This is a genomic window from Adlercreutzia aquisgranensis (genome assembly GCF_943193145.1).
In the GTDB taxonomy this organism is placed as follows: domain Bacteria; phylum Actinomycetota; class Coriobacteriia; order Coriobacteriales; family Eggerthellaceae; genus Xiamenia; species Xiamenia aquisgranensis.
Genome location: NZ_CALPDA010000003.1, coordinates 60,872 through 77,305, shown reverse-complemented (window position 1 = coordinate 77,305; position 16,434 = coordinate 60,872). Strand labels below are relative to the sequence as shown.

At 66.2% G+C, this 16,434-nt stretch carries 14 protein-coding genes; 3 read left to right on the top strand and 11 right to left on the bottom strand.

The genetic code is table 11. The features are described from left to right. The 5 genes from NFR41_RS02415 to nrfD form a co-directional block, all read right to left on the bottom strand. Nucleotides 1–624 carry a 4Fe-4S dicluster domain-containing protein gene (locus NFR41_RS02415; RefSeq protein WP_432762682.1) on the bottom strand — a complete coding sequence of 208 codons (624 nt, stop codon included), beginning with the start codon at nt 622–624 and terminating at the stop codon, nt 1–3. After that, entirely contained in the window at nt 625–3,156 is a 2,532-nt protein-coding gene (locus NFR41_RS02410; protein WP_251230576.1) for a molybdopterin-containing oxidoreductase family protein, read from the bottom strand. Between the two features lie 382 nt (nt 3,157–3,538). Further along, nucleotides 3,539–4,516 (bottom strand): SPFH domain-containing protein, encoded by a 978-nt coding sequence (locus NFR41_RS02405; RefSeq protein WP_251230575.1) that lies wholly within the window; start codon nt 4,514–4,516, stop codon nt 3,539–3,541. Next, entirely contained in the window at nt 4,422–4,949 is a 528-nt protein-coding gene (locus tag NFR41_RS02400) for a GntR family transcriptional regulator (protein ID WP_160212625.1), read from the bottom strand. The genes NFR41_RS02405 and NFR41_RS02400 overlap by 95 nt, the downstream gene beginning before the upstream one ends. A gap of 104 nt (nt 4,950–5,053) precedes the next feature. Further along, nucleotides 5,054–6,103 (bottom strand): NrfD/PsrC family molybdoenzyme membrane anchor subunit, encoded by a 1,050-nt coding sequence (gene nrfD / locus NFR41_RS02395; protein ID WP_251230574.1) that lies wholly within the window; start codon nt 6,101–6,103, stop codon nt 5,054–5,056. A gap of 388 nt (nt 6,104–6,491) precedes the next feature. Here nrfD and NFR41_RS02390 point away from each other — a divergent pair, with 388 nt between their 5' ends. Continuing rightward, nucleotides 6,492–7,373, top strand: coding sequence for a DUF362 domain-containing protein (locus NFR41_RS02390; RefSeq protein ID WP_251230573.1), 882 nt, complete (start codon nt 6,492–6,494; stop codon nt 7,371–7,373). Between the two features lie 43 nt (nt 7,374–7,416). On the opposite strand, the gene NFR41_RS02385 is transcribed toward NFR41_RS02390, so the two are convergent. The 6 genes from NFR41_RS02385 to NFR41_RS02360 form a co-directional block, all read right to left on the bottom strand. Then, nucleotides 7,417–7,788 (bottom strand): HepT-like ribonuclease domain-containing protein, encoded by a 372-nt coding sequence (locus NFR41_RS02385; protein WP_251230572.1) that lies wholly within the window; start codon nt 7,786–7,788, stop codon nt 7,417–7,419. Beyond that, nucleotides 7,775–8,074: a nucleotidyltransferase family protein gene (locus NFR41_RS02380; protein ID WP_251230571.1), complete on the bottom strand. Its 300-nt coding sequence runs from the start codon at nt 8,072–8,074 to the stop codon at nt 7,775–7,777. Before NFR41_RS02380 ends, NFR41_RS02385 begins: the two co-directional genes overlap by 14 nt. A 54-nt stretch (nt 8,075–8,128) precedes the next feature. Next, nucleotides 8,129–9,178, bottom strand: coding sequence for an aspartate-semialdehyde dehydrogenase (locus tag NFR41_RS02375; RefSeq protein WP_251230570.1), 1,050 nt, complete (start codon nt 9,176–9,178; stop codon nt 8,129–8,131). 159 nt (nt 9,179–9,337) lie between these two features. Next, the gene (locus NFR41_RS02370; protein ID WP_160212621.1) at nt 9,338–10,615 is read right to left on the bottom strand and encodes an aspartate kinase; all 1,278 of its coding nucleotides are present in this window, start codon (nt 10,613–10,615) and stop codon (nt 9,338–9,340) included. 416 nt (nt 10,616–11,031) lie between these two features. Beyond that, nucleotides 11,032–12,387: an MFS transporter gene (locus NFR41_RS02365; protein ID WP_251230569.1), complete on the bottom strand. Its 1,356-nt coding sequence runs from the start codon at nt 12,385–12,387 to the stop codon at nt 11,032–11,034. A gap of 42 nt (nt 12,388–12,429) precedes the next feature. Further along, nucleotides 12,430–13,776, bottom strand: coding sequence for an MFS transporter (locus tag NFR41_RS02360; protein WP_251230568.1), 1,347 nt, complete (start codon nt 13,774–13,776; stop codon nt 12,430–12,432). Nucleotides 13,777–13,917: 141 nt separating this feature from the next. Between NFR41_RS02360 and NFR41_RS02355 the strand changes: the two genes are divergently transcribed. Beyond that, entirely contained in the window at nt 13,918–15,003 is a 1,086-nt protein-coding gene (locus tag NFR41_RS02355) for a zinc dependent phospholipase C family protein (RefSeq protein WP_251230567.1), read from the top strand. Between the two features lie 9 nt (nt 15,004–15,012). After that, the gene (locus NFR41_RS02350) at nt 15,013–16,422 is read left to right on the top strand and encodes a trimeric intracellular cation channel family protein (protein WP_251230566.1); all 1,410 of its coding nucleotides are present in this window, start codon (nt 15,013–15,015) and stop codon (nt 16,420–16,422) included. Nucleotides 16,423–16,434: the final 12 nt, after the last annotated feature.

Genomic DNA, 16,434 nt, shown 5'->3' with positions numbered 1-16,434 from the left:
CTATACGAGGTAGTAGACGGAGGGGTTGGTGCCCTCCTCGGCCAGCAGCTGCTTGGAGGACCGCTCGCGCACCAGCGTCGCCACCTCGGAGGAGGGGTCGTCCAGGTCGCCCCAGAAGCGGGCGCGGGCCAGGCACGTGGTCACGCACATGGGCTGCTCGCCCTTGGCCAGCCTGTGCCAGCACATGGTGCACTTCTCCACAACGTGCTTCTGGTGCTCGGGCACCTCGGCATCTCCCACGGGGAAGTCGATCACATGCTGCGGCTCCTCCCAGTTGAAGGAGCGCACGCCGGTGTAGGGGCAGGCGCCCATGCACATGCGGCAGCCGATGCACTTGTCGTAGTCCTGGCGCACCACGCCGGTCTCCGGATCCTTGTAGGTGGCGCCCACCGGGCACACCTTCACGCAGGCCGGGTTCTCGCAGTGCTGGCAGGCCACGGTCACGTAGCTCATGGACACGTTGGGGAACTCGCCCGCCGGCGTGTCCATATGCTCGCCGCCATCGGTCAGGGCCCGGTTCCACCACACGCCCGTGGGCAGGTTGTTCTCAATGCGGCAGGCTACCGAGCAGGTATGGCACCCGATGCACCGCTTCGTATCTATCGCAAATCCGTAGCGCATGATTTAGCCCTCCCATTTCCTGAAGTTGACGCGGGCGTCGTAGAAGGACGCAGCCGAGGGATAGGGGTCCATGCCCGGCTGGGACATCTCCTGGTAACCGCCTTCGATGAACTGCTCGCGCTGCCAGCCCTTGGGGATGGACAGCACGCCCGGCGCGATGGACTCGTCCACCAGGCACTTCACCACGCAGTGTCCGCGGTCGTTGTACACTTCCACGATGTCGCCCGTGGTCACTCCGCGCTCGGCAGCATCGCGGCCGTTGACCTTGGCCACCGGCTCGGGGTCGAGCTCGCGCAGAAGCGGCACCACGCCCCACTGGGTGTGCACGCGGAAGCGCGAATGCTCCTGCAAATACACCAGCGGATACTTCTCGGCCAACGGGTTGTCGATGCCGGCCTCTTCCGGTTCGCGGTAGTACACCAGATGCTCGTTGTCCACGCGGGCCGACAGGTCCTGGCCGTAGTTCAGGCGCGGCTTGGGCTTGTCGGTATACAGGCGCACGCGGCCCTTCTCGGTGGTGAACGGCTTGGTCATGCCGGTGATGAACGACTCTCCTGGCGTGCCGGTGGTCTGGATGACCTTCTCCTCGCGGAAGCGCTCCAGCGACAGGTTCTGGGCCTTGGACGCCTCGTTGGAGAACAGGATGGGCGCCCAGGTGTTGATGTCCTCGCCTTCGGGGAACGACGCCTCGAAGCCCAGCGCGCGGCCCAGAAGCCCGGCGATCTCGGAGTCGCACTTGCTCTCGTACATGGGCTCGATGGCCTTCTCCTGGTAGATGCTGTAGGGGTTGTTGTAGCCGGCGCGGATGTCCTCCACCTCGTACCAGGACGACGCGGGCAGCACCATGTCGGCGTAGCGGGCCGAGTCGGTCATCTCCATGTCGATGACCACGTAGTAGTCCAGATTCGGCAGCAGCCGGTCCAGGAACTCCCGCTGCCCGCCCAGGTTGCTCACGGGGTTCGAGCAGTGCGAGATCATCACCTTCATGGGGAAGGGCTGACCGTTGAGCGTCTGGGTGGCCACGATCTCGGGCATGATGCCGAAGGGGATGACGGCGTTGAGCACCTTGTACTCCGGCGTCACCCACAGCCCCAGCGTCTCCGGCGACCAGCGGGTGGTGAACACGCCGGTAAATCCTGCGCCCGGCTTGGCCAGGTTGCCCGTAAGCGCCATGAGGATGGCGATGGACCAGGTGTTCTGGTAGCCGTTGAGGTAGTGGTCCAGGCCGTAGGTGATGTTGACCGACACCGCGTCCTCAGCGGCGAAGCGCTCGGTGAAGTCCACGACGAACTGCTCGTCGAGGCCGGTCAGGCGCGCCGCTTCGGCAGTGGTGTACTGCTCCAGCTGCTTCTTCAGCAGCGAGTAGGAGGTCTCCAGCTCTATGCCGTCGGGCGTGGTGAAGGTGCCCTCGAGCGCCGGGTCCTGGGCCTCGTCTATAAGCGCGATGCTGTTCGTGGCGTTATCCCACACGTAGTAGTCCACGGGGATGGCGGCCACGGCTGCGGCCACGGCGGTGGGGCCCATGGGGCTGTACTGCTCGGTCAGCTGCTCCACGGCGGCGCCGTAGGCCTGGGCGGCCTCGGGCGGCCAGTTCGTGGTGGCCAGGTGGTTCTTCGTGTCCTTGCGCACCAGGAAGGCGGCGTTGGAGCGGTCCTTGATGAAGTCCCAGTCCACCAAGTCGTGCTTGATGACGTAGTTCGCCATGGCCAGGGCCAGGTAGCCGTCGTGGCCCGGGTTCACGCGGATGTACTCGTCGGAGCGATGGGCGGTGGCGGACTTGATGGGGTCGATGGTGACCACCTTCGTGCCGTTCTCGCGGGCCCACTGAATCCAGCGCCAGCTGTGGGGATGGGTGAACACGGGGTTCGTGCCCCACACCACCACCATAGACGAGTCCATGACGCTGTTGGGCTCGTTGCAGTACTGCCAGTCGCCTGTGCCCAGCACGCGGTCGATGCCGTGGCCTGCGGCGTAGTCGTAGCAGGCGGCCGTCTTCACGGCGCCCAGGCAGGCGCACAAGCGCGGGAACAGGCCGTAGACGCCGTTGATGTAGCCGTAGTTGCCCGAAGCGGCGTCGAAGGCGATGGCCGAGGCACCGTAGGCATCAATGGTCTCCTGCATCTTGCCGGCAATCTCGGTGATAGCCTCGTCCCAGCTCACGCGCTCCCATTCGCCCGCACCGCGCTCGGTTCCCGCCACGCGGCGCATGGGGTACTGGATGCGCGTGGGACTGTAGATGCGCTCGACGTAGGACAAGCCCTTCAGGCAGCAGCCGGTATAGCCGGGCTCCGGGTAGTCGCCCGGGGCCAGCTTCACCAGCTTGCCGTCGCGCACGTGGGCGATCAACCGACACGATCCCATGCAGTTCGACCGGCAGTTGCAGTTGAACAGCTGCTCGCCGCCATCGCCCTCCCCCTCCTGGGACTCGGCGAAGGCGGACAGGGCGCCGTAGGAGCCGCCGGCAAGGCAGCCGGCTCCCGCAAGGATCCCTGTCGTCTTGAGGAACGAGCGGCGCGTAATCGTGGTACCACTCATGCAATGCCCCCTTCTTCCTTTGATGACGGAGGGAGTAAGCGAACAACCCCTGGCAAGCATGAACCAAAGCCGCAGGCCTGGTCCCTCGTCCCCTCCGTGGCGGCGCATCCCGGACAGCCGAGGCGTCCCCCTCTCCGATGCGCGTTCGCCGAACCTGATGTTTGAGAATCGGCCGGATTCTATCTTGTCACAGTCTGTCATACGCACGTAGGCGCCGTCAAGACAAATTCTATGACAATCTATGACAAAGGGGATTTTTTAGTTTACCAGTAGAAACATAATCGAACGCATCGGAAAAGCCCTTCAATCAACCGTCGAAGGGCTTTCCGTCTACCCGACAGCGAGCACCGCTCGCCGCCGTGGTATCGAGCGCATCGGGCCGCTACCGAGCCGCCTGCTGCACTGCGCGGGCAACCTTGTCGGCGCCGTCGGGGCCTTCGGTGAACCCTTCGCTGAACGCGCTGGGGATGACCAGGGTGCCGCCGGAGTGCTTCACCGACTCGTAGGCCAGGTGCATGGTGCGCAATCGCATGGCCTCGGCATCGCCCTCGTAGTTGGCGGAGGCGTCCTTGAGCATGGCGGAGATGTCGCCCTCGGCCTCGGCCAGGATCATGCGCGCGTTGCGCTCGCGGGCAGCTATGGCCTCGGCCGCCATGGCGCTCTGCAGCTCCTTGGGAACCACGATGTCGCGCACCTCCACGTCGATGACGGTGATGCCCCATTCCGCAAGCTTGCCCTCGAGCACGTCCTTCAGCTCGGCGTCCAGCTGGTCGCGGCGCGTGGCCACCTCCGAAAGCGACGCCCGCCCGATAGCCTTTCGCAGCATGGCCTGGGACATCCACGACACGGCGCTTGCGTAGTCCTCCACCTCCATGGTGGCCTTCTTCGCCGAGAACACCATCCAGAAGATCACCGCGTCCACGTTGATGGGCACCAAATCGCTGGTGAGGGTTTCCTCGGCGCCGAAGTAGGTGGCGATGACGCGCTGGTCCACCCGCAGAGTGTAGAACTCCACAAGCGGCCAGGTGAACACGATGCCCGGCCCCGCCACGCGGTTGAACTTGCCGAAGCGCATGACCACGGCCTTCTCCCACTCCATAACCACGTGGATCGACGACGCCGCCAGCCAGCCGGCAAGGGCCGCCACTACCACGGCTGTCACCCCCACACGGCCCCCGATGACGCCAAACAGCGCCAGCACCACGGCCACCGCCGCCGCGAACACAGCCACGGTGAACAGGATGGCGCCGTTGCGCGAGGTCTTCCTACGCCCCGAGTCCGCTGACGTGGCGTTGCGGCTCAGGCTCGGCTCCGGGGAACTTGACGACGAGGCCGCGGCCGGTTGCTTCCTTCTGCTCATGGTCGGCTCCTTGGTTCTTGTGGCGCTTGAGCTTCTCTTTCCTGATGCTGTGCGCGAACTGGGCTTCTATGTCTTCCAGCGTCATGCCCAGCTCCTGGCAGCGCTGCAGGTACTCCGCCGTGACGATCTCCACGGTAACGGCGATGGACACGCCGGGCTTCTCGCTCACGTCGCAGACGAAGGCCCCCTGGCGGTGCTTCGATTGGATGAAGCCATCCTCCTCCAGGCTCTGGTACACCTTGCTCACGGTGTTGTAGTTGATTTCCACGTCAGCCGCCAAGCCGCGCACCGTGGGCAGCTGGTCGCCCGGCAGGTAGTAGCCCGAGGTGATGAGGTAGATGAAGCGGTTCTTCAGCTGCAGCCAGATGGGCACGCTGCTCTCCGAGTCGAGCTCGAACAGGTCCTTCGCCGTGCGCGTTTTGCGTGCCTTCATAGTCGTCGGCTCCTCTTCCCCACCGAAAACCCGAAGCAGCCGCTCGCGAGCCGCCCCCTCGCTCGCCGCCGTGCCGCTGCTTGCCTTTGCGATGCCCCATTCTCTCATAAGGAAAGCCCCTGGGACAGGATGGCGTCCTGCAATTCCAGCGACGGCTGCTCGGCGGCGCCGGTCACCGCGAACCGTAGGCACACGCCTCCTACCAGCACCAACACCGCAGCCGCCACCAGCGCAGGAGACAAGCCCGCGACGACTTCGTCAAAAGCAGCCGTTGCAGTACGGCCCCTGGCGGGCGGCGACGGCGCGGGCGAGGACGACACCGGGGCCGGCCGACGATGGCAAGCCGCCCTCAAACGACCGACGGCGCCCGCGGCCTCAAGCGCAAGCGGCGCCGCCATGCCGCAGAGCGCAAAGCCGCCCCACCACAGAAGCGCCTGCTCGCCGGAAACAAGGTTGGCGCAGGCCGCCTGGGTGGCCCCATGGCCCGAACCGCCCGCCAACGCCAGGAAGGCCCCGGCCGCGGCCGCTTCCAGAACGATCGCGATGCCGTCGGCGGCGGCTAACACCCGCCCCAGCCGCTGCACTCCAGCGCTGCGGCGGACGAACAGGCAGGCAAGCGACACCGTCGCCATGCCGCACGACGCCGACGACAGCACGAACAGCGCCGGCAGCAACGGGCTCTTCCACAACGCGAAGCCGCCCAGCATCTGCAACAGGAAGCCCGTGTAGGCCATTACGAACAGGGCAGCGGGAACCAAGGTCACTTCCACCGCGCGAACAACCAGGGTAGCAACCGTCGGCACGTACAGCCAGCGCACCGCCGTGGCCGCCAGGGCAAGCGCCACCGTCAGGCACAGCCCGTACACGCCGGCAGTCATTAGGTTGAACGTACCGGAGAACAGCATCTCCAACGCACGGTCGCCCTTCCCCAGGTCAAGCAGCAGGCACAGTACGCCGAACACCACCAGTGCCGTTCCGGACAGAAACCCCAAGGCCAGAACCCGTCGCTCGGGCACGGACGCCGCGCCATCCTCGCACGAAGCCCGGCCGAAGGGCTCGCGCAGCCACAGCAGGTCGGCCAGGCTGCATACGGCCAAGCAACCCGCACCCGTCCCCCCAAGGAACAGGTAGAGCACCGAAAGCTCCCCCAGCATCCGACCCCCTCGGACAGCGCCTTCCCCAAACGACCCGCGTCTAACCGCGAGCGCCCTGTCTCCAGACGAAGGCCAGTATGCCACATCCCAGCGCAAATGTATATGACACGGTGTCATAGCTTTACGACCCATGGGCCGAACCAACGGCCGTTTCGGCAGCGCAGCGCCACACAACCAGTCCCTTGGACGCCCAGCCGTTCCTCCCTGCCGCACTGCCTAGCCTAACCAATCTCACAGTCTCCCTGTGAAAGTTTGCCCACGAACCGGCGATTGCGATTGACATCAAGCGCAGTCGAGGCGCTATGCTGGGCATAACAGTCAGGCAGGTGCCCTAGCGGCAGTTTCGGCTGCGTCTACGGTCCCCCGCCCTTACCTGAAAGGAAGTCCCATGGCGAAGCCTATCGTGTACTTCACCCGTGAAATCAGCCCGGGAAACGTCGTGCGCCTGTACGAGGCCCTGGGCGTGCAGCTGCCCGGACCCGTGGCCGTAAAGGTTCATTCCGGCGAGAAGGGCAACCAGAACTACCTGCGCCCGGCGTTCCTGAAGCCCGTGATCGACCACGTGGGCGGCACCGTGGTGGAATGCAACACCGCCTACGAAGGCGAGCGCAACCATACCCGCAAGCACGAGCGGCTGATGGCCGAGCACGGCTGGTCAGAGCTGTTCAGCGTGGACATCATGGACGCCGACGGGCCCGACCTGGTGCTTCCCATCGAGAACGGCCGCGTGCTGAAGCGCAACTACGTGGGCGCGCACGTGGCCGACTATGCCAGCATGCTGGTGATCTCGCACTTCAAGGGACACCCCATGGGCGGCTTCGGCGGCGCGCTCAAGCAGCTGTCCATCGGATGCGCCTCCAGCGCAGGCAAGGCCTACATCCACAGCGGCGGCGCCACTGCCGAGCAGAGCGAATGCTGGGACAAGGTGGCCGAGCAGGACGACTTCCTGGAAGCCATGGCCGAAGCCGCCGAAACAGTGGTGAACCACTTCGGGAGCAACCTTGCCTACATAAGCATCGCCTGCAACCTGTCGGTGGACTGCGACTGCTGCGCCGTGGCCGAGGACCCCTGCATGAGCGACATCGGCATCTTCGCAAGCCTTGACCCGGTGGCCATCGACCAGGCCTGCATCTACGCCGTGGCGAATTCCGACGACCCCGGCCGAGACCACTTCCTGGAGCGCGTGAACTCCCGCCACGGCATCAAAACCATCGAAGACGCCGCCCGCCTAGGCTACGGCACCCGCGACTACGACCTGGTGGAGCTGTAAGGGCCCGCAAACGCAGGAAAAATCGAGCAAGAGGGCAGAAGCTTCAGCCCTCTTGCTCGGCACGGTATTGCTCCAGGCAGGAGGCTAGCAAAGGGACGTCTTCGACGATCACGCCCCATGCGATGCTTCGATCGACCTCTCGGTAGCCGTGAGCCACGAAGTTTCTGAAGCCCCTGATCTGACGCCAAGGGTAATCGGGAAATGCCCCGACCACCTCGTCCGAGAGGTGCAAAGCGTCTTCGGCTATCCGATACAGAGGGCTCATGACGGCATCGTAGGCGAGCTCGCCACCCTCGGACCGGTCGCAGACAAACTTCTCCTTATCCAAGCCGAATCTCTCGACGCGAGCCGAGAGCACCGAGGCGTCGCGCAAAATCACCTCGATGAGGTCGAGGTCCCTCTCAAGCTGCTGCATACAGAAGCACCTCGTCGCGCAGAACGCGCTCCCGGAACGCCGGGCGCAAGAACTCGAGGGGATTGGAAATCAGCTCCACCGAACGACCGAGCCGCGCTTCCAGCTGCTCTTGGATATCGAGCAGATCGCCAAAATCGACCCCATCCCCGCATTCGAGCCGTATATCCACATCGCTCATCGGGCCCTGCTCGCCGCGAGCGTAGGACCCGAACAGGTACACCGCAGATACGTCGTAAGGAGCGACAACCTCTTCGAGCGCTTTCGCTATGTCTTCAATCGTAACCATAGCGCCAGTATACCGCACCGAACGCTAGGTGAACATCCGGCGCCGAACGCGATCTTACGGCAGCAGCAGCTGGGCTATTTGGACGGCGTTCAGGGCCGCTCCTTTGCGAATCTGGTCGGCTACGTTCCAGAAGGCCAGGCCGTGGGGCACGGTGGGGTCCTTGCGCAAACGACCCACGTAGGAGCCGTCGGTGCCGGCCAGAAGACCGGGCATGGGGTAGCTCTTGGCCTCGGGGTCGTCCATGAGCGTGACGCCGGGGGCCGCCTCCAGCGCCGCACGGGCCGCCTCCACCGACACGTCGCCTTCGAACTCCACGTTGATGGCCTCGCCGTGGCAGCGCAGCACGGGCACGCGCACGCAGGTGGCGCTCACCTGGATGTTCGGGTCGCCCATGATCTTCTTGGTCTCCACCACCATCTTCCATTCCTCCTTGGTGGAGCCGTCGTCCATGAAGACGTCGATGTGGGGAATGCAATTGAAGGCGATGCGGTGCGCGAAGGCGCTCACGGTCAGCTCGTCCTCGGGGGTGCCGCCCAGAAACTCGCGGGTCTGGTCGTAGAGCTCGGCCATGGCGGGGGCTCCGGCGCCGGACGCGGCCTGGTAGGTGGCCACCACCACGCGCTTGATGGGCGAGATGTCGTAGAGCGGCTTTAGGGTCACCACCATCTGGATGGTGGAGCAGTTGGGGTTGGCGATGACGCCGGAATGCCACGCCACGTCGCCCGGGTTCACTTCGGGCACCACCAGCGGCACGTCCTCGTCCATGCGGAAGGCGCTGGAGTTGTCGATCATGACCGCGCCGGCCTCCACCACGGCCTGACGCATGGCCTTCGACACGCCCGCCCCCGCGGAGAAGAGCGCGATGTCAACGCCCTGGAAGCTCTCGGGCGTCATCTCCTGCACCACCAGATCGCCTGCGGGAACCTGGCCGCACCCCTCGAAGGGAAGCGTCTTGCCGGCGCTGCGGGCCGAGGCCAGGGCGCGCACCTCGGAGGCGGGGAAATCCACGTCGTGCAGCACCTGCAGAAACTCGCGCCCCACGGCGCCGGTGGCTCCGCAGACAGCGACGACGGGGTTGGCGGGCATGGGCTTGTTCCAGGTCATGGGATGCTTCCTTTCGAAACGGGCTACCGCACGAACGCGAGGCGCAAAGGGCGGAGTCGGGCGGGCGAAACGGGCGGACACGGGCGGATGGACGGGCGGGCGGATCCGATGGCCGCGCACGACCGAGGCACCCGCAGCGGGCAGGCAGCGACCAGCCGCCTAGCGGCCCTTGTTCATCTTGGCGGCAATCTCCTCGGCCGAGAGCTGGGTTTCCTCGAACACGCTGTCGCTATCCAGTCCGAAGGCGGTATGCAGGCAGCGCACGGCGGCAGTTGCCTGGGCGCCGTCGACCACCACCGACAGGCGGATGGGGCTTGTGGAGATGGCGATGATGTTGATCTTGTTCTCGCCCAGGGTCTGGAAGGCCTGCGCGGCCACGCCCGGCGACGACTTCATGCCCGTGCCCACCAGCGACACCTTCGCGATGGACTCGTCAAGCAGGTATTCCTTGGCCGCTATCTGGGGAAGCAGGCGATCCAAGGTCTCGCAGGCGCGGCGCTTGTCGGCGCCGGGGCAGGTGAAGCTGATGTCGGCCAGGCCGTCCTGCGAGGTGTTCTGGATGATCATGTCCACGTTGACGTTGTTGGCCGCCAGGGTGGAGAACACCTTCGCTGCCACGCCGGTGACATCGGGCACGCCGCGGACGGTGAACTTGATTTCGGACGTGTCGTGGGCGATGCCGGTGATGACGGCTTCCTCCATGTCAAGATCCTCCTTGATGTAGGTGCCTTCGGCGTCGGAGAACGCCGAGCGCGAATGAATGACCACGGACCATTTGCGCGCGAACTCCACGGCGCGCATCTGCAAAACGCCTGCTCCGGCGCCGGAAAGCTCCAACATGTCGTCGTAGGACACCTGGGAGAGTTTGCGGGCGCGCGGGGCTACGCGCGGGTCGGCCGAGTACACGCCGTCCACGTCGGAGTAGATCTCGCACACGTCCGCCCCGATGCCCCAGGCCACCGCCACCGCCGTGGTGTCGGAACCTCCGCGGCCCAGCGTGGTGATGTCGCCGTTGGCGTCGATGCCCTGGAAGCCGGCCACCACGGGGATGTAGCCCCGGCCAAGCGCGTCCATGATGCGCTCGTTGTGCACCTTGACGATCTTGGCCTTGGCATGGGTACCGTCGGTCTCGATACCCGCTTGGCGGCCGGTGAAGCTCATGGCCTTGTAGCCGCGGGCCTCGATGGCCATGGCCAGAAGCGTCATGGACACCTGCTCGCCGGTGGACAGCAGCCGGTCCATCTCGCGGGCGGGAGGGTTGTCGTTGAGGGCGGCCGCCAAGCCCACCAGCTCGTCGGTGGTCTTGCCCATGGCGGACACCACCGCCACCACCTGATGGCCCGCCTGCCGCTTCGCGATCAGCCGCTTCGCCACCATCTGGATGCGCTCGGGTGAGGCAACGGAGGTGCCCCCGAACTTCGCAACAATGAGCGCCATAGCCTTCTTCCTCTAGTCATGCCGAAATCGCGCGAGCCTGCAGCCGACAGCAGCAGCCGACAGCAGCAGCCGACAGCCGCAGCCGACAGCTGCATCCGCCCAGCGCACGACCCTCGAGGAGTGCACGAGGAAGGGGTTCTGCAGGAAACTATGCGGAACCTGCCTCTTATGCGTCCATACACCCTCTGTCGAGCCGCGGCAGGCCACAGCCAGCTGCATCCGCCCAGCGCAGTTGCTCACAAGCACGCTTCACTATAGCAAACGAGCACAGCGCGCCGAGGGACGCACCCGCCCATCGGGGCAATATTCATGCAGAAGCAACAGGAAAAGCGACCAGACGCCGCCAACGAGAGAATGAGCTGCGCCTACACGGCACAATCGAGGAAGCAGCCAGGCGGCGGAAAGGTTTAGGCCGGCTACTCGCCCGGGCCGTCTTCGGCAAGCAGCGAAGAGGACGAGGCTGCAGGGCGCCTTTTTGCCGCGCCCACGGCAAGGGACAAAGCAAGCCCAACCAAGCAGAGCGCGAACAGGGCCGCCATCACCGCCGACAGCCCAGCGGCGTCGCCCAAGGCGCCCAAGGCCGGGGACACGCAGCCGCCCACGCACACCGCCACGCCGAAAGACAGCCCCGAGGCCATGCCCAGATGCGCAGGCACGAAGTCCTGGCCCAGAGTGATGGCGGGCGGGTTAAACAGGTTCACGCCCACCGCCAGCAAGACCAGCAGAACCATGGCCAACGGCAAGCTCGCTACCTGTGCAAACGCCAGCAAGCATGCCGCCATGACGGCAAAGCAGCCCGCCATGAGCACCGACGTGCGCACGAAAGCCGCCACCTTTCCCGCCGCCAGGGTGGCCAGAGCCCCCACGAAGGCGAACAGCGTGATGGTGGAGCTGCCCACGTTCTCCGGCTGCCCCAGCACCCCCACCACGAACAGCGGCGCGAAGCTGGTGATGCCGTAGTAGACGATCGAGCGCACGGAAAGCGCACCCAGCACCAGGGAGAACGCGCCCCACCGCTCGGGGGCGGCGGCGGAGGAGGCGCTTGCATCTGCTACCGCCGCCCCGTCGCCTGCACCCGAACTCGCGCCCGCCACAGGCGCACCCCCCGCCGGCGAGCCTACGCCCAAGGCCGCGAACCGGCCGTTGTAGCGCAGCATGAACGCGGCATAGGGCAGGCTAAACACCAAATACACCAGGGTGCCCGCCAGCCCGAAGGCCTGCACGGCGGCCACGGTGACAATGGGCCCCACGCAGAACCCCACCTGACCGCCTACGGAAAACAGGCTCATGGACTGGGCCTTCTGCACCGGGTCGGCCCCGCCTGCCAAATTCGCGATGCGACCGCCTTCGGGATGAAGCATGGCAATGCCCACGCCGGACACCACCGCAGCAGCCACCACCATGCCGTAGGTCGGCACCACGCCGATGGCCGCCATGCCCGCGCCGGCCAGCACCACGCCTGCAGCCATGAGCCACGGCCGCGCCTTACGGTCCCCCAACCATCCGAACAGCGGCTGGATAATGGCCGACGCGAAGTTCGACGCCAGCACCAACGTGGACACCTCGAAGTAGGAGTAGCCCCCGTACATCACCAGAAACGGCAGGATGGCCGCCAAGCCTCCCTGCACGGTGTCGACGCAGATATGCCCGCCCATGATGACGAGCGACAACGCCCGCGAGAACCGCCCCTCCACGTCCGCACTAGCGCGAGCACCCGCACCCGCGCGCACCGTCGGCGCCGCCTCCGCTTCCAATTCCGCGTCTACCTCCATCCGGCTCCTATCCGCCTGTCGCCTGCGCCCCGCGCCGCCGCGCTACTCGACCGCCAGCCCGTCCGCCGGTTCGCCGCTTGCGGGCACCGGCATCTTCCACAGGAAGAAGAAACCCACGATGAACAGCACCGCGATGGACAGCACGCCCACGGACGGATTGCCGGTGAGCTGGGTGAACACGCTCACCAGGAAGGTGCCCATGACGGCGGCGTACTTCCCGAAGATATCGAAGAAGCCGTAGTACTCGTTGGCGTGCTCCTTGGGGACGAGCTTGGACAGCTCGCTGCGCGAGAGCGCCTGAATGCCGCCCTGGAACAGGCCCACGCACACGGCCAGCATCCAGAACTGCACGGCGCTCACCAGGAAGAACGCCGCAAACAGCGTGATGCAGAAGTAGGCGAACACCGCCACCAGCAGCATGCGCTTGGTGCCGAAGCGGGTTGACAGGCGCCCGTAGGCGATGGCCGCGGGAAACGCCACGAACTGCGTGACCAGCAACGCCAGCACCAACTGCACTGCATCGATGCCCAGCTCGGTGCCGTAGCTGGTGGACATGCGGATGATGGTGTGCACGCCGTCGATGTAGAAGAAGTAGGCAATCATGAAGTAGCGGATGCGCCGGTCGGCCACGATCTTCTTGCAGGTGCGGCCAAGGCCCACCACGGTGTCGCGCACCAGGTGCTTTTCGGGCGCCTTGAAGTGCGTCTGGGTGACGTTTCGCAGCAAGGGCACGCTGAACAGCAGCCACCACACGGCGGTGATGAGGAAGGCCACCTTCATGCCCACGTCCATGGGGATGCCCACGGAAGGCCCGCCCAACACCACGGCCAGGCACGCGATGAAGGGCACGCAGGAGCCGATGTAGCCCCAGGCGTAGCCCTGGCTGGAAACCTCGTCGTAGCGGTCCTCGGTGGTGGCGTCCACCAGAAACGCGTCGTAGAACACCATGGAGCCGTTGAGCATGACGGACGAGACCACGTACACGATCAGAAACGGCAGCGCCGTCTGCGGAACGCCCAGCGCCGCGCAGGCCACGGCCCCGGTGCCCACGAACCCGATGTAGAAGCGCTTCTTGTTGCCCTGCAGATCGGCCAGGCTCCCCAGCACCGGCATGAGCAGGGCCAAAATCAACGAAGCCACCGTTTCGGCGTAGCCCCAGGCAACCACCACCGACGAACCGGGCTCGGCAAGGCTCGCGAAGTACACGGGGACGAGCGCCGTGGACAGCAGCACGAAGGCGGAGTTGCCCACGTCGTAGAGCACCCAGCTGCGTTCCTGGCGCGTGAGCTTGCCGGCGCGGGCCTTCCTGGGGGCCGACGCCTCGTCGCGGCGTCCGGCACCCGCCGACCCCTCGGCCGGCCGGCCGCCGCCTACCCTCTGCTCGGACATGCGCTCTCCTTCGCTCACCTGGTTTTTGTCGCGTTTGTCGCGTTTGGGCACCCGCTGTTACAAACGATTCGCTCATTGTATATGATAGCCAGTATTCTCATCGCACAGCGTTCGCATCACCACGAGAAACCGAGGTAGACAATGCCCGCCATCATCACCCACGACTTCTTCGGCCGCGACGTCTACGATCGCCTGTTCCAAACCATCGGCGGCTCGAAGGACGAAGCCGACGCCTTCCTGCTGGGCAACCAGGGCCCCGACCCGCTGTTCTACATGGTGGCAGTGCCGCGTCTTTTGCCCTGGCGCAAGCTGGGCAGCATCATGCACGACCAGAAGCCCGACGAGCTGCTGCTGGCCTTCCACGACGCGGTGGATCGCCTGCCCGCCGACCAGCAGGCCATAGGACGCGCCTACGTGCTGGGCTTTCTGTGCCACTACCTGCTGGATTCCACGGCGCACCCGCTCATCTTCGCCCAGGAGTTCGCCTTGTGCGACGCCGGCGAGCCAGGGCTTTCGCGCAAGGACGGGCGCGAGGTGCACGCGGTCATCGAAAGCGAGCTGGACGAGATGGTGCTCACCACCAAGACCGGCGAGGACGTGTCCACCTTCAACCCCTCGGCCCGCATCCTACGAGGGAGCACCGCGGTGCTGGCTGCGGTGTCGAAGCTCTACGCCTACGTGGCACTTGAGGTGTACGGCATCAACGTGCCCTCCGACCTGTTCGCCGCGGCGCTGCACAGCTTCCGCACCGTGCAGAAGGGCTTCTACTCCCCCACGGGCGCCAAGCGGGCGATCCTGGGCGCCATCGAGCAGCGGGTACGGCCCTATTCGTTCTACGCCGCCATGAGCCATCGGCCGAAGAAGGCGCTGACCAGCCAGTTCGACAATCGCGAGCGCAACGTATGGACCGATCCGTTCACCGGGGTGGAGCGCCGGGAGAGCTTCTGGGACCTGTACGAGCGCGCGCTTTCGGCAGCTGCAGAGGCTATCGAGCTGTTTGCCGACGCCAGCTTCGACAAGGACGGCGCGGCGCTCATCACCGAGCACCGCAACTTCTCCGGCGAGTCCGTGGTGGCCCGGCTCATAGCCGTCGAGACCGTGGAGCACGAATCGGCCGGCAACGCAACCGCTGCCGCCGAGGGCGCCCCCTCCGGCAGCGCGACCGCCGACGACTCCCCCAGCGCGCCCGCAACCGCTTCCGGCACCGATACCCCAACCGCTCGCTAACCGCCGGCCATGCTGGAAGTCGTCCTTACCATCCCGTTCTGGCTGGAGCTGGCCGCATCGCTTACCGGCGGCATCTCCGGGGCCATGAGCGCCGTGCGCGCCCGCTACGACCTGTTCGGCGTGTGCTGCATCGCCATCGTGACGGGTCTGGCCGGGGGCATCACCCGCGACATCTTGCTGCAGAACTACGGCATCTACGCCTTCCAGAAACCGTCGCTGATCGTGGCCTGCGTGGTGGCGGGCATCATCGTGTTCTACTTCAGCCGCCTGACCACCTACCTGGACCCGGTGGTGAACCTGCTGGACAACCTGTCGGTGGCGCTGTGGGCCATCATCAGCGTGGGCAAGTCCATGTCGGCGGGCATGGACATCATCCCCGCCGCCATCCTGGGCACCATCACCGCTGTGGGCGGCGGCATCTGCCGCGACGTATGCATGAACCGCGAGCCCATATCGTTCCAGGCCGGCGCCTTGTACGGCACCGCCGCCTTCATTGGGGCGCTCGTGTACGCGCTCATGAACCAGAACCATGTGCTGGCAGACTACGCGCCGCTGGCCTGCGTGGTGCTGGTGCTGGGCATCCGCTACGGGTCGCTGCTGTTCGGCTGGCACACCAAGCCCCCGCGCGACTACACCGACGTGATCGCACGGCCGGCGAAGGCCGTGGCCAGCAAGGTGGTGCGCGCGCCGAAGGGCAAGGTGGCCCGCGACAAGGAGCGTAGCCGCCAGGCCGAGCGGTTGCATCGGCTGTGGCTGCGCATAAACGGCGAGTACGTGCCCATGCCGGGGCAAACGGGCAAGCTGGAACCGGTCGGAGGCGGCGCCGACGGCGGACGGGCGCAGGCGCGGGACCCCTGGGAGCCGTCCAGCTCGCCGGCGGCCGGCAATCGCGGCCGCGCCGACGCGCACGGTGCCGAAGCCGGCGGCGGGCAGGCCGCCCGCACCGCCAAGGCGCCCGCGCACCCCCGCAAGACCGTTCCCAGCCGCACGCAGGTAACCAGCTCGGCAGGCGGCACCTTCGAAGACGCCGCGAAGACCTGGACCGCCGATGCACCCGCTGCGCTCGCCAGCGAAGAGACCCCGCGGGCCAAGCCGGCGAACCTGCTGCCCTCCTTCCACCCCGCCCCCGATTCACCCTCCTTCGACGATGCGCACGAGTTCGCCGTCGACGAGCCCCACGGCACCTTCGCCGAAGACGACCCGCGCGAGAACCCCTCGCTCACCGGCCGCTTCGCCACGCTGCCCGCACGGCAGCCGCAGCGGCGCGTGCGTCGGGTCTACCAGCGCAGCGTCGTCGCCCGAGCCATCAGCGCCCGCACGGCCAGCCGCAGCGCCAGCGACCGCGTGAAGCTGTCCCCGCAGGAGTTCGCCCGGATGCGCAGCGACCTCAAGCACAACCGCCAACAATCTCGCCGATAGGCCAATCCTAAG

Bases quoted from the DNA above. Each gene is read 5' to 3' on its own strand.
- NFR41_RS02380 (WP_251230571.1), bottom strand. From the start codon at position 8,074: ATGGTTACGATTGAAGACATAGCGAAAGCGCTCGAAGAGGTTGTCGCT.
- NFR41_RS02400 (WP_160212625.1), bottom strand. From the start codon at position 4,949: ATGAAGGCACGCAAAACGCGCACGGCGAAGGACCTGTTCGAGCTCGAC.
- NFR41_RS02385 (WP_251230572.1), bottom strand. From the start codon at position 7,788: ATGCAGCAGCTTGAGAGGGACCTCGACCTCATCGAGGTGATTTTGCGC.
- NFR41_RS02360 (WP_251230568.1), bottom strand. From the start codon at position 13,776: ATGTCCGAGCAGAGGGTAGGCGGCGGCCGGCCGGCCGAGGGGTCGGCG.
- NFR41_RS02390 (WP_251230573.1), top strand. From the start codon at position 6,492: ATGGCGAAGCCTATCGTGTACTTCACCCGTGAAATCAGCCCGGGAAAC.
- NFR41_RS02350 (WP_251230566.1), top strand. From the start codon at position 15,013: ATGCTGGAAGTCGTCCTTACCATCCCGTTCTGGCTGGAGCTGGCCGCA.
- NFR41_RS02375 (WP_251230570.1), bottom strand. From the start codon at position 9,178: ATGACCTGGAACAAGCCCATGCCCGCCAACCCCGTCGTCGCTGTCTGC.
- NFR41_RS02365 (WP_251230569.1), bottom strand. From the start codon at position 12,387: ATGGAGGTAGACGCGGAATTGGAAGCGGAGGCGGCGCCGACGGTGCGC.
- NFR41_RS02355 (WP_251230567.1), top strand. From the start codon at position 13,918: ATGCCCGCCATCATCACCCACGACTTCTTCGGCCGCGACGTCTACGAT.
- nrfD (WP_251230574.1), bottom strand. From the start codon at position 6,103: ATGCTGGGGGAGCTTTCGGTGCTCTACCTGTTCCTTGGGGGGACGGGT.
- NFR41_RS02405 (WP_251230575.1), bottom strand. From the start codon at position 4,516: ATGAGCAGAAGGAAGCAACCGGCCGCGGCCTCGTCGTCAAGTTCCCCG.
- NFR41_RS02370 (WP_160212621.1), bottom strand. From the start codon at position 10,615: ATGGCGCTCATTGTTGCGAAGTTCGGGGGCACCTCCGTTGCCTCACCC.
- NFR41_RS02410 (WP_251230576.1), bottom strand. From the start codon at position 3,156: ATGAGTGGTACCACGATTACGCGCCGCTCGTTCCTCAAGACGACAGGG.